General features: G+C 71.5%; 9 protein-coding genes. 3 read left to right on the forward strand and 6 right to left on the reverse strand.

The window, feature by feature from the left end; genetic code table 11:
* Positions 1 to 68: 68 nt before the first annotated feature.
* On the reverse strand, positions 69 to 1,208 hold the full coding sequence (locus AC6CQV_RS11945; protein ID WP_498259576.1) for a glycerate kinase: 1,140 nt from the start codon (positions 1,206 to 1,208) through the stop codon (positions 69 to 71).
* A gap of 68 nt (positions 1,209 to 1,276) precedes the next feature.
* Between AC6CQV_RS11945 and galE the strand changes: the two genes are divergently transcribed.
* On the forward strand, positions 1,277 to 2,254 hold the full coding sequence (gene galE, locus AC6CQV_RS11950; protein ID WP_498259577.1) for a UDP-glucose 4-epimerase GalE: 978 nt from the start codon (positions 1,277 to 1,279) through the stop codon (positions 2,252 to 2,254).
* Between the two features lie 241 nt (positions 2,255 to 2,495).
* Here galE and arfA read toward each other — a convergent pair whose 3' ends face one another.
* The 5 genes from arfA to AC6CQV_RS11975 all read right to left on the reverse strand — a co-directional run bounded on the left by arfA (position 2,496) and on the right by AC6CQV_RS11975 (position 9,132).
* Positions 2,496 to 4,004, reverse strand: a complete 1,509-nt coding sequence (gene arfA, locus AC6CQV_RS11955; protein WP_498259578.1) for an arabinosylfuranosidase ArfA — start codon at positions 4,002 to 4,004, stop codon at positions 2,496 to 2,498.
* Between the two features lie 11 nt (positions 4,005 to 4,015).
* Positions 4,016 to 5,800: a glycoside hydrolase family 35 protein gene (locus AC6CQV_RS11960; RefSeq protein WP_498259579.1), complete on the reverse strand. Its 1,785-nt coding sequence runs from the start codon at positions 5,798 to 5,800 to the stop codon at positions 4,016 to 4,018.
* Positions 5,801 to 5,883: 83 nt separating this feature from the next.
* Positions 5,884 to 7,230 (reverse strand): ABC transporter substrate-binding protein, encoded by a 1,347-nt coding sequence (locus AC6CQV_RS11965; protein ID WP_060958981.1) that lies wholly within the window; start codon positions 7,228 to 7,230, stop codon positions 5,884 to 5,886.
* A 67-nt stretch (positions 7,231 to 7,297) separates the two neighbouring features.
* Positions 7,298 to 8,218 carry a carbohydrate ABC transporter permease gene (locus tag AC6CQV_RS11970; protein WP_060958980.1) on the reverse strand — a complete coding sequence of 307 codons (921 nt, stop codon included), beginning with the start codon at positions 8,216 to 8,218 and terminating at the stop codon, positions 7,298 to 7,300.
* Positions 8,218 to 9,132, reverse strand: coding sequence for a carbohydrate ABC transporter permease (locus AC6CQV_RS11975; protein ID WP_060958979.1), 915 nt, complete (start codon positions 9,130 to 9,132; stop codon positions 8,218 to 8,220). The genes AC6CQV_RS11970 and AC6CQV_RS11975 overlap by 1 nt, the downstream gene beginning before the upstream one ends.
* Positions 9,133 to 9,251: 119 nt before the next feature.
* Here AC6CQV_RS11975 and AC6CQV_RS11980 point away from each other — a divergent pair, with 119 nt between their 5' ends.
* Together AC6CQV_RS11980 and AC6CQV_RS11985 are read left to right on the forward strand one after the other, a co-directional pair.
* Positions 9,252 to 10,304 carry a LacI family DNA-binding transcriptional regulator gene (locus AC6CQV_RS11980; protein ID WP_498259580.1) on the forward strand — a complete coding sequence of 351 codons (1,053 nt, stop codon included), beginning with the start codon at positions 9,252 to 9,254 and terminating at the stop codon, positions 10,302 to 10,304.
* A 14-nt stretch (positions 10,305 to 10,318) separates the two neighbouring features.
* The gene (locus tag AC6CQV_RS11985; RefSeq protein WP_498259581.1) at positions 10,319 to 12,463 is read left to right on the forward strand and encodes an alpha-galactosidase; all 2,145 of its coding nucleotides are present in this window, start codon (positions 10,319 to 10,321) and stop codon (positions 12,461 to 12,463) included.
* Positions 12,464 to 12,476: the final 13 nt, after the last annotated feature.

Here is a 12,476-nt window from a genome sequence, read left to right on the forward strand (position 1 = left end):
CCTAGAGGATTGCCGATGTTGACGTCAACATCGATGACGTCCGTGCGTCGTGCCGGCGTCGCGCCGGGTCAGGAGAGGGCGCGGGCCAGCTCCGCGCCCGCCGCGCGCAGCCACAGGACGGGGTCGGCCAGGGCGGCCCCGGCCGGATCGGGGGCTCCGGCGCGGCGCGCGAGCTCGGTGAGCGAGACGGATGCCGCGAAGGCCGTCGTGTCCGCGTCGGGGTCGATGCGCCCGGCGACGAGCGCCGCCGGCACGCCGAGCGCGGCGGCCACGGCCGACACGTGCGCGGGAGCCTTGCCGGCGGCCGACTGGCCGTCGAAGGAACCCTCGCCCGTGACGACGACGTCGGCGTTCGCGGCGGCGTCCTCGAGCCCGATGAGGCGGGCGACCTCGAGCGCACCCGGCTCCAGGGAGGCGCCCCAGACGAGCAGGGCGAACCCCGTTCCGCCCGCCGCGCCGGCACCGGGCGTCGCGGGATCGACGTCGAACAGCGTGGCGTAGCGGGCGAGGATGGCGTCGAGCTCGGCGAGCCGGTCGGCGGCGACGCCCTTCTGCGGACCGTACACGCGCGCCGCGCCCGTCGGTCCGCACAGGGGCGCCGACACGTCGGTGAGCACCAGGGCGCCGCCGGGCGGGAGGGCACGGAGCCCCGAGAGCTCGACACCCCGCAGCAGCGACAGGTGCCCGGCGCCGAGCCGGGGGGCCTCGACCACGGACGCGTCCGCCCGGAACCGCGCGCCGAGCGCCCGCAGCAGCCCGGCACCGCCGTCCGTCGATGCGCTGGAGCCGATCGCGAGCACGAGGCGCGAGACCCCGGCATCCAGTGCGGCCGCGATCGCGTCGCCGAAGCCCGCCGTCGAGGCCCGCCACGGATCGCGGCGGTCGCCGAAGAGCTCGATCCCCGCCGTCGAGGCCAGCTCGACCACGCCGGTGCCGGACGGCGCGTCCGGCGTCGCCGGAAGCCGCAGCCAGCTCGCCGCGACCGGTCCGCCCTCCCACGGCGCCGTGACGTCGACCGGCATCCGCCGCGACCCGGGCACCGCGGCGGCGAACGCGTCCAGCGTGCCCTCTCCCCCGTCGGCCATCGGCCGCAGCACGACCTCGTCGGCCGGCCGCACCGACAGCCATCCGTCACGGATCGCGGCCGCGGCCCGCGCCGCGGTGATGGTCCCCTTGAAGCTGTCGGGGGCGACGACGACGCGGGTCATGGGCCGATGCTACGCGGCGGCCGCCCCGGCGGTCATCGGCCGCCTCCGGCATCGGGCAGGATGGAGCCATGACGTGGCTTGTGACCGGCGGAGCGGGATACATCGGTGCGCACGTGGTGCGCGCGCTGCAGGCGGCGGGCATCGCCCCGATCGTCGTGGACGACCTCTCGAGCGGCCACGCGTCGTTCGTGCCGGAGGGTGTGCCGTTCATCGAGGGCACGATCCTGCACCGCGACCTGCTGGTCGACACCATGCGCCAGCACGGCGTCACCGGAGTCATCCACGTCGCCGGGTTCAAGTACGCGGGCGTCTCGGTGCAGCGCCCCCTGCACACCTACGAGCAGAACGTCGAGGGCACGCGGGTGGTCCTGGCGGCCATGGCGGATGCCGGTGTCCACAACATCGTCTTCTCGTCGTCGGCAGCGGTGTACGGCACCCCCGACGTGCCGCTCGTGACCGAGGATCTGCCCAAGCGTCCGGCGTCGCCGTACGGCGAGTCGAAGCTGATCGGCGAGTGGCTGCTGCGCGACCAGGGCGTCGCGACGGCCTCCGACGCGCACCCGCTGCGGCACACCTCGCTGCGCTACTTCAACGTCGTCGGCTCGGCCGACCCGTCGGTGTACGACACGAGCCCGCACAACCTCTTCCCGATCGTGTTCGAGAAGCTGATCGCGGGCGAGACGCCGCAGATCAACGGCGACGACTACGACACCCCCGACGGGACGAACGTGCGCGACTACGTGCACGTCGGCGACATCGCCGCGGCCCACGTCGTGGCGGCGCAGCGACTCGAGGCGGGCGCGCCCATCGAGGCCGCGTACAACCTCGGCTCCCAGAACGGCCTGAGCGTACGCGAGATCATGGATGCCGTGGCACGGGTGACCGGCATCGACTTCACGCCGCGGATCGGCCCGCGCCGCCCCGGCGACCCCGACCGCATCGTCGCGACGGGCGAGCTGGCCGCGCGCGACCTCGACTGGGCGAACCGCTACACCGTCGACGAGATGGTGCGCACCGGCTGGGAAGCCCGCCGCGCCGCGCACTGACAGCGAGGGTCGCGCGGCGTTTCGACTCTGCGTTTCGACTCTGCGTTTCGACTCGCTGCGCTCGCTCAACGACCGGCGCTCGCTCAACGACCGGCGCTCGCTCAACGACCGGCGCTCGCTCAACGACCGGCGCTCGCTCAACGACCGGCGCTCGCTCAACGACCGGTGCTCGCTCAACGACCGGGAGTACGGATCTCCCGGTCGTTGAGCGAAGCGCGCAGCGCGGAGTCGAAACGCGGTGTCAGGCCCCGAGGCGGACGACCGCCCACGCCACGGGCGCCAGCGACACGCGCAGCAGGTCGCCCTCGCGGGTGATCTCCAGCGGCCGCGGGGTCACCCGGTCCGGGTCGGTGAGGGTGTTGGAGGCACGGAAGTCGGGGTCGGTGATCGTCCACGACTCGACGAGCGACAGGGATGCCGCGTCCAGCTCCCCCAGGTCGATCTCGATGTCCGCCGCCTCCGCCACCGACCGGTTCACGAGGAACACGCTCGTGCCCTCGGCATCCGTGGTCGCGACGGCGTTCACCGCGGAGACGTCGCCGAAGCGGGTGCTCTGCACGCGCGGCGCCCCCTCGAGCTCGAGCCGGCGCGCCGTGCCGCGACCGAGCCGCGACGTGAGCGAGAACGGGTAGAACGTGGTCTGCCGCCAGGCGGGGCCGCCGGGCTCGGTCATGATCGGCGCGATGACGTTCACGAGCTGGGCGAGCGATGCGGAGCGCACGCGGTCGGCGTGCTGCAGCAGCGTGATGAGCAGGTCGCCCACGACGACGGCATCCATCACGTTGTACTCGTCCTCCAGCAGGCGCGGCGCGACCGGCCAGCCGTCGGGCACGAGGTCGCCCGCCTTGGTGCCGTCGTCGGCGAACTGGTACCAGACGTTCCACTCGTCGAACGAGAGCATGATCCGCTTGTCCGAGCCGCGTTCCGCGGCGACCTCGTCGGCCGCGGCGACGACCTCGCGCACGAACAGGTCGGTGTCCACGGCTGAGACCAGGAACTCCTGCGCCTGACCGTTGCGCTCCTGGTAGTAGGCGTGGCACGAGATGAAGTCGACGTCGTCGAACGTGTGGCGCAGCACCTCGCGCTCCCACTGCCCGAACGTCGGCATGTCGCGCGCCGACGAGCCGCACGCGACGAGCTCGATCGTCGGATCGAGCATCCGCATCGCCTTCGCCGCGCGCGCGGCGAGCTTGCCGTAGTCCTCGGCGTCGCGGTGGCCCAGCTGCCAGGGGCCGTCCATCTCGTTGCCCAGGCACCACATGCGCACGTCGAAGGGCGTGTCCCGCCCGTTCGCGGCGCGCTGGCGGGTCCACGCGGTGTCGGCGGCCACGTTGGCGTACTCGAGCAGGTCGAGCGCCTCCGCGACGTCGCGGGTGCCGAGGTTGACCGCCAGCATCAGCTCGCTGCCGACCTTCTCGAGCCACGACGAGAACTCGTGCAGCCCCACCTGGTTCGTCTCGGTCGAGCGCCAGGCCAGGTCCAGCCGTCGGGGCCGGTCCGCGCGGGGACCGATGCCGTCCTCCCACCGATAGCCGGAGACGAAGTTGCCGCCGGGATAGCGGATCGTCGTGACGCCGAGCTCCTGCACGAGCGCGATCACGTCGGTGCGGAACCCCTCGTCGTCGGCGGCGGGGTGGCCCGGCTCGTGGATGCCGTCGTAGATGTGCCGGCCGAGGTGCTCGACGAAGCCGCCGTACACCCGCGGGTCGATCTCGCCGACGGGTCCGGACGCGATCACACGTGCGGTCATGGTTTCTCTCCTCACCACTCGACAGGCCCGAGCAGCAGCCGGTCGCTGAACGCCAGGACGCCGGCCCCGGTCGGCTCCAGATCGAGCACGGTGATCACGTTACGGCCCGCCCGGGTCAGCGGCGCCGGCACGAACAGCGAGTGCTGCGGCCCGGTCTGCCAGAACCGTCCCAGGCAGACGTCGTCGATCCAGACGAGGCCCGTGCCGAGCGCGCGCAGATCGAGCACGAGATCGCGGGCGGCGTCCAGCTCGACGACCGCGCGGAACACCGCGGCTCCGGCGACCGGTGCGCCGTCCGCGGCGGCCGCGTCGGCGGCGCGCGCCGGCAGCTGCTCCCACGGCACCACGACCACGTCCCACGCGGCGGGCGCGGCGCCGCCGACGGTGACGGGTCCGATCAGTCCCTTGTGCTCGCCGATGCGGGGACCGTAGTTCACGCGCCCCTGGTCTTCGACGAGGATGCCGAGCACGCCCGTGCCGCGCGGGAGCACGAGGGTGCGCTCGCGGCGGTCGCGCGAGAGGGTCCCGACCGGGACGCCGTCCAGGCTCACCCACGCGCGGTCGCGCACCTCGCCGATCGCGAGGACGACGGGCGCGTCGCCGTGGGCGAGACGCGTCTCGTAGCGCAGGAACCCGCGCGCGATCCCCAGCTCGTCCATCGTGGGGGCGTGGCCCCGTCGCTGCACCTCGACATCGGCCAGCACGGCGTCCAGCGCGCAGACCGGCTCCAGCGGCACCGACGCGGGCGCCGCGGCGAGGGGCGCCGGCAGGTCCCCGTCGGCGACGTCGGGCACGGGCGCGTACCGCGCGATCACCTCGCGGAAGGCCCAGAACTTCTCGGTGGGCCGGCCCGCCTCGTCCAGGGGGGCGTCGTAGTCGTAGCTCGTGACGGTCGGCTCGAACACGCCCTTGTCGTTGGCGCCGTTGGTCAGACCGAAGTTCGTGCCGCCGTGGAACATGTAGATGTTCACCGAGGCGCCCGCCGCCAGCAGCGCCTCCAGCGAGGCGACGGATGCCGCCGTGGAGGAGGTCCGGTGGAACGATCCCCAGTAGTCGAACCAGCCGCACCAGAACTCGGAGCACATCAGGGGCCCCGTCGGCTGGTGGGTGCGCAGGACCGCGAGGCGGTCGGCGACGTTGCCGCCGAACGATCCCGTGCGGTGCAGCTCGGGCAGGCTCCCGCGGGAGAGCATCTCGTCGGTGGGCTGGTCGACGCTGGTCAGCGGCACGCTCACGCCGGCGGCGAGGTAGACGTCGCGCAGGGCCCGCAGGTACTCCTCGCGCTCACCCGCCGTGAACTCGCCGTACGCGCCGTACTCGTTCTCGACCTGCAGGAGGATCACCGGGCCGCCGCGGTCGATCTGGCGGGGCACGACGATCTCGAGCACGCGGTCGAGGAAGCGGGTGACCGGCGCCAAGAATCGCGGGTCGGCCGAGCGCACCCCGATGTCGCCGTCGCGGAAGAGCCACGCGGGAAGTCCCCCGCCGTCCCATTCGGCGCAGATGTAGGGGCCGGGACGCACGATGGCGCGCAGCCCCTCGGCCGCGACGAGGTCGAGGAAGCGCGCGAGGTCGAGCGCGCCGTCGCTGAGGAACACCCCGGGCTCGGGCTCGTGCTCGTTCCACGGCACGTAGGTCTCGATCGTGTTCAGACCCATCAGGCGCGCGGCCCGGATGCGGTCGGCCCACTGATCCGGGTGGACGCGGAAGTAGTGGAGGGCGCCGCTGAGCACCCGGAACGGCTCGTCGTCGAGCAGGAAGTCGTTCTCACCGATGCGGAAGGAGCCGGTAGCCATGCGGGCCTCTCAGTCACTGTCGTTCACAGCCGCGGCGGTGGGGTGATCGGGACCACCCCACCGCCGCGGGTCGTGCGATGGGCTTACTTGTTGACGCTGAAGCCCTGGTCGGTGCCGTACGACACGTTCTTGTCCTGCCAGGCCGTCAGACCGTCCGCGATGGACGTCTTGTTCAGGTAGGCCTTGCCGACGGTGTCGGCGTAGATGCTGTTGGCGTACGACTGCCACGGCAGGTACTGCCAGCCGGTGCCGACCGACTTGGCCGCATCCACGAGCACCTCGTTGATCTTCTGACCGCCGAAGTAGTCGGAGGTCGTGTTGAGGAACGCGCTCGACTCGAGGTCGGCCGTCGTGGCGGGGAAGCCGCCCGACTGGAGGAAGACGTCGATCGAGTCCTGCGAGTTGTTGAGCCACTTGAGGAAGCCGGCGGCCAGCGCCTGGTTCTTCGAGCCCTTCATGACGACCTCGGACGAGCCGCCGTTCTCGGCGGTCACCGGGGTGCCGTCGTAGGTCGGCATGGGCGCGACGGCCCACTTGCCCTTGCCACCGGGGACGTTGGCCTCGAGCACACCCGGCATCCAGGCGCCGATCGGCAGCGACGCGATCGTGCCGTCACCGAGAGCCTGGAACCACTCGTCGCTCCAGCCGGGGATGTTGCCGAGCGAGCCGTTCTGCAGCAGCTTGTCCCAGACGGCGGTCCACTTCTTGGCTCCGGCGTCGCCGAGGTCGATCGTGACGTTCTCGCCGTCGGTCTTGAACGGACGCCCGCCCGCCTGCCAGATCATCGAGGTGCCGAAGCCGGCGTCGGTGCCCTGGTCGTTGGTGATGTACTTCGTCGGGTCGGCCGCGTGCAGCTTCTCACCGGCGGCGACGAACTCGTCCCACGTCTTGGGCACGGAGATGCCGAACTGGTCGAACACCTCCTTGTTGTAGAACAGGGCCATGGGGCCCGAGTCCTGCGGCAGGCCCCAGATGCCGCCGTTCTGCGAGACCGCGCCCCACGTCGAGGCGGTGTAGTCCTTCTCCAGGTCGCCGAAGCCGTAGGCCGTGAGGTCCAGCAGCGAACCGGAGAGCTGGAACTGCGGAAGCGACTGGTACTCGATCTGCACGACGTCGGGGATGCCCGAGCCGGCGGAGATCGCGTTCTGCAGCTTCGTGTTGTTGTCGTTGGCGCCGCCCGTGTTGACGAGGTTCACCTTGACGTTCGGGTACGCCTTCTCGAACGCGGCGACCTGGTCCTTGGCGGAGGGGGTCCACGTCCAGTAGGTGAGCTCGCCGCCGGCCTTGAGGGCCTCGTCGATCGACGAGGCGCTGCCGGCGTCGGTGCTGCTCGAGCTGTTGCCGCCGGCGCAGGCCGCGAGGCCGCTGCCGATCAGGAGCGCGGTGGCTCCGATCGCGACCACGCGCGCGATCTTCTTGGTGCTTGTCATGCTGTGTCCTTCCGCTTCTTCGTCGGATATGGGGTGGGGTGGTGTTCGTCTTGCAGCGACACCCCTGTCACTGCTTGACGCTTCCTGCGCTCAGCCCGGACTGCCAGTAGCGCTGGAGCAGGAGGAAGGCGATGACGATCGGGATGATCGTGAGGAGGGACCCGGTGATGACCAGGTTGAAGATCGGCTGCGAGCTGACCCCGACCGCCTGGAGGTTCCACTGCTGCAGACCGATCGTCAGCGGGAACAGGTTGGGGTCGTTGAGCATGATCAACGGGAGGAAGTAGTTGTTCCAGGTCGCGACGATCGCGAACAGCGCGACCGTGACGACGCCCGGTGCGAGCAGCCGCAGCGAGATCGTGAAGAACGTGCGGAACTCGCCCGAGCCGTCCACGCGCGCCGCCTCGAGCAGCTCGGTCGGCACGGAGTCGACGGCGTAGACCCAGATGAGGTACAGGCCGAAGGGCGAGATCAGCGAGGGGATGATGATCGCCCACATGGTGTTCGTCAGGCCCAGCTGGCTGAACATGAGGAACGTCGGCACCGCGAGCGCGGTCCCCGGCACGGCGATGGCGCCGAGGATGACGGCGAACACGGCGCGCTTGCCGGGGAAGTTGTACTTCGCGAGGCCGTAGCCGGCGAGGGTCGCCAGCAGCGTCGCGCCGCCGGCGCCGATCACGACGTAGATCAGGGTGTTGAGGAACCACCGCAGGAAGATGCCGTCGTTGTAGGTGAGCACCTGGCCGATGTTGTCGAACAGGGCGAACGGTCCCGAGAACCAGAGGCCGAACGAGCCGATCAGCGACTGCTGCGTCTTGGTCGAGCTGATCACGAGCCACAGCAGCGGCAGGAAGGAGTAGACCAGGAACAGCGACATGATGATGGTCAGCAGCGGCGACTTGCGCGGGCCGCGCTCACCGACGTCGGAGCGGCGTCGACGGGGCCGACCGGTCAGCGTGCCGGTGTGATCGAGGGGCAGGCCGGCCATCAGCGGTTCTCCTTACGCGTGCCACGCAGCTGGACGACGTAGGCGATGACGGCGGTGATGACACCCATGATGATCGCGATCGTGGCGGCGTAGTTGACCTGCTGGCCGATGAAGCTCAGGTTGTAGGCGTACATGTTCGGGGTGAAGTACGTCGTGAGCAGGTTCGGGACCAGCGTCTTGAGGATGTTGGGCTCGTTGAACAGCTGGAAGCTGCCGATGATCGAGAAGATCGTCGCGATGACGAGCGCACCGCGCAGCGCGGGGAGCTTGATGGCCCGGATGATGCGGAACTGGCCGGCGCCGTCGAGCGCCGCCGCCTCGTAGAGGTCTTCGGGGATCGTCCGCAGCGCGGAGTAGAAGATCAGCATGTTGTAGCCGATGAACTCCCACGTGATGATGTTGCCGATCGCCAGGAGGATCCACTGCTGGGTGAACGGCGTGACCAGTTCGAAGCCGACGAGCTGGTTGATGTTGCCGGCCAGGCCCAGGCGGTCCGAGTACATGAACCCCCACATGAGCACCGCGACGACGCCGGGCACGGCGTACGGGAGGAAGATCCCGATGCGGAACAGGGAGCTGCCGGCGAGGCGGCGCGAGTCGAGGGCGAGCGCCGCGACGAGAGCGAGCAGGAGCATGACCGGCACCTGGATGATCAGCACCAGGAACACGTTGCCGAAGCCCGACCAGAACTGCGGGTCACTGAAGGCCTGCACGTAGTTGTCCACACCGACGAACGACGTGCCGCCGATCAGCTTGGTGCGGAACACGCTGAGGTAGATCGAGTAGGCGAGCGGCGCGAGGAACGTCACGGCGAACACGATGAGGAACGGCAGGACGAACCAGAATCCCGCCCATTGGCGGTCGGTCCTGCGCGCCCGGCGTCGAGCCGGGGCGGGAGCGGTGAGTACGGACATCTTCGTCTTGCCTTCTGTCGGACGGTGCCATGTTTACGTCAACATGGCGAGGTCGAGAGTAGCATGTTGACGTCAACATGTGTCAAGACTTCCCGGTCGACGCGCGAGGAGGGACGCCGATGAACAGGTCAGCAGACGGCAGCCGCAGCGTCTCCCTGCACGACGTCGCGAGGCATGCGGGCGTCTCCGGGCAGACCGTCTCGCGGGTCGCCAACAACTCCGAGCGGGTGGCCGAGCCGACGCGCCACCGCGTGCTCGCGGCCATGAGCGAACTGGGCTATCGCCCCAACGTCGCGGCCCGGGCGTTGCGCCGCGGGGCCTTCGGGTCGATCGGCGTCGTGGTCTTCAGCCTCGACTCCCTCGGCAACATCGGCACGATCGGCGGCATCCTCTCGGCGGCGGCGGCGCGCGGGTACGCGATCGAGCTCATCCAGGCGCAGCCGGCACTGACGGCCGGCGACGCCGTGGCCTCGGCCGTCTCCCGCCTCGACCAGGATGCCGTCGACGGCATCATCGTCGTCATCGAGTCGCACCTCATGTCGTCGGCGTCGGTCGGCTTCCCGCCGGGGATGCCGAGTGTGCTCATCCAGTCCGGGGCCGCCGACGAGCGTCCATCGGTCACCGCCGACCAGGTGCACGGCAGCCGCCAGGCGGTCTCCCATCTGCTGGAGCTCGGGCACGAGACGGTGTGGCACATCGCGGGCCCGCCCGAGTCGAAGGCCGCCGAGCAGCGGCGGCTCGCCTGGCAGGAGACCCTGACGGCGGCCGGACGCCCCGTGCCCGAGGTGCACGTCGGGGATTGGACCGCCGAGTCGGGCTATCGGATCGGCCGCCTGCTGGCCGCGGTGCCCGAGCTGACCGCCCTGTTCGCCGCGAACGATCAGATGGCCCTCGGCGCGATGCGCGCCTTCCACGAGCGGGGCCGGCCCGTGCCGGCCGAGATCAGCGTCGTGGGCTTCGACGACATGGCCGAGGCGGCGTACTTCTGGCCGCCGCTGACGACCGTCCACCAAGACTTCGGCACCGCCGGCTCGCTGGCCGTGTCGCTCGTGATCGACCAGATCGAGGGACGCGAGGTGTCCGGCGGCGTCCACCACGTGTCGACCTCCCTCATCGTCCGCGGCTCCACCGGCCCGCGCGCCGGGCGCCGTCCCGCCACCGACCTGCGATGAAGGAACCGACCCCCGTGACCTCCCTGCCCGCGGCGCTGCCCGCCCACGTCCACCTGCGCGCCGGGGGCACCAGCGTCGTCGTCGACGTGCGCTGCGCCGACCAGCCGACCATCGTGCACTGGGGGCGCGACCTGGGCGCCCTCACCGACATCGAGCTCGAGGGCATCGCACGGGCGGCGCGACCGCAGCGCGTGTCGGGCGGGCTGGACGCCACCGGTCGCCTCACGGTGCTGCCGCAGGCCTCCGGCGGGTGGCTGACCACCCCGGGGCTCACGGGCGATCGCGACGGCGCCGACTTCTCGACCCGGCTGATGACGACCACCGCGCACGTCACCCCGACGACGGCGACGTTCGTGCTGCGCGACGCGGCGGCCGGCCTGAGGGTCGAGGTGGAACTGTCCCTCGGCGTCAGCGGTCTGCTCCACCAGCGCCTGCGTCTGGTCAACGACGGCGACGCCCCGTACCGCGTCGACGGGCTGAGCGCGGGATTCCCCCTGCCGCCCACGGCGACCGAGCTGCTCACCACGACGGGCCACCACCTGCGCGAGCGCGCGCCCGAACGGCACGCCTTCACGGTCGGCGGCCACCTCCGCGAGAGCCGGCGGGGGCGCCCCGGCGCCGACGCCACGCTGGTCGTGATCGCCGGGACGCCGGGCTTCGGATTCGAGCGCGGGCTGGTGCACGGCGTACACCTGGCCTGGTCGGGCGATCACCGCCTGCTCGCCGAGCGCACCCCCACCGGCGACGCCGTCCTGCGCGCCGGTGAGCTGCTGGAGCCGGGCGAGGTGCTGCTGGCGCCGGGCGAGAGCTACGAGACCCCCGACGCGGTCGGCTCGTGGGGCGAGGGGCTCGACGAGTTCGCGGCCCGCTTCCACGACGAGCTGCGGGCACGCCCGATGCACCCGACGCGGCCGCGCCCGGTGACCGTGAACACCTGGGAGGCCGTCTACTTCCGTCACGACCTGGACACCCTCCGCGCTCTCGCCGACCGGGCCGCGCGGATCGGCGCCGAGCGCTTCGTGCTCGACGACGGCTGGTTCCACGGCCGCCGCGACGATACCGCGGGACTCGGCGACTGGTGGGTGGATGCCGAGGTCTGGCCCGACGGCCTCGCGCCGCTGATCGACCACGTGCGCGAGCGCGGGATGGAGTTCGGGCTCTGGGTCGAGCCGGAGATGGTGAACCCCGACAGCGACCTGGCGCGGCGGCATCCGGACTGGCTGCTGCGCGCCCGCGACGAGCTGCCGCCGTCGGGACGGCAGCAGCAGGTGCTCGACCTCGCCCACCCCGAGGCGTACGCCTACATCGCCGAGCGCCTGCACGCGCTGCTCGACGAGTACCCGATCGCCTACCTCAAGTGGGATCACAACCGCGACCTCGCCGAGCCGGGATCGGGACCCCACGGACGGCCGCGCGTGCGGGCGAACGTCCTGGCCCTCTACCGCCTGCTCGACGAGCTGCGCGAGCGTCATCCCGGCCTGGAGATCGAGTCCTGCGCCTCCGGGGGCGCCCGCGTCGACCTCGGCATCCTCCAGCGCACGCACCGGATCTGGACGAGCGACTGCCTCGATCCGATCGAACGGCTCGACATCCAGCGCTACACCGGACTGGTCGTCCCGCCCGAGCTCATGGGGGCGCACCTGACGAGCCCGATCGTGCATTCGACGGGGCGCACGGTGTCCCTCTCCCTCAGCGCGCTCACCGCTCTCCTCGGCCACTTCGGCGTCGAGTGGGATCTCACGGCGGAGGACGACGCGACGCTGGAGCGCATCGCCGGCTGGGTCGCCCTCTACCGCGAGCACCGCGCGCTCATCGCCACGGGGCGGAGGGTCCACGCCGATCTCGCCGACCCGGCGCTGGACCTGCGCGGCGTCGTGGCGCGCGACGGCGGCGCCGCCCTCTACGTGCACACGCAGGTGCGCACGAGCAGCGCGCACCCGCCCGCCCCCGTCACGCTGCCGGGCCTCGACCCCGACCGGCGCTACCGCATCGCGGTCATGGTCCCGGAGGGCTCGACCGGCTACCTCGGCCAGTCGCCTCTGGCCTGGGAGGAGGAGGCGGTCGTGCTGAGCGGGCGCGCCGCGGCATCCGTGGGGCTTCGCCCGCCCGTGCTGCTGCCGCAGGCGGCCGCGCTGATCACCGCCTCCGCGATCGACTGACCGGGCGCGCGCC

It is taken from the genome of Microbacterium sp. EG9, from assembly GCF_059759475.1.

What these genes read in the sequence shown, in the direction of transcription:
- galE (WP_498259577.1), top strand. Translation starts at nt 1,277, where the DNA reads ATGACGTGGCTTGTGACCGGCGGAGCGGGATACATCGGTGCGCACGTG.
- arfA (WP_498259578.1), bottom strand. Translation starts at nt 4,004, where the DNA reads ATGACCGCACGTGTGATCGCGTCCGGACCCGTCGGCGAGATCGACCCG.
- AC6CQV_RS11975 (WP_060958979.1), bottom strand. Translation starts at nt 9,132, where the DNA reads ATGTCCGTACTCACCGCTCCCGCCCCGGCTCGACGCCGGGCGCGCAGG.
- AC6CQV_RS11960 (WP_498259579.1), bottom strand. Translation starts at nt 5,800, where the DNA reads ATGGCTACCGGCTCCTTCCGCATCGGTGAGAACGACTTCCTGCTCGAC.
- AC6CQV_RS11945 (WP_498259576.1), bottom strand. Translation starts at nt 1,208, where the DNA reads ATGACCCGCGTCGTCGTCGCCCCCGACAGCTTCAAGGGGACCATCACC.
- AC6CQV_RS11965 (WP_060958981.1), bottom strand. Translation starts at nt 7,230, where the DNA reads ATGACAAGCACCAAGAAGATCGCGCGCGTGGTCGCGATCGGAGCCACC.
- AC6CQV_RS11980 (WP_498259580.1), top strand. Translation starts at nt 9,252, where the DNA reads ATGAACAGGTCAGCAGACGGCAGCCGCAGCGTCTCCCTGCACGACGTC.
- AC6CQV_RS11970 (WP_060958980.1), bottom strand. Translation starts at nt 8,218, where the DNA reads ATGGCCGGCCTGCCCCTCGATCACACCGGCACGCTGACCGGTCGGCCC.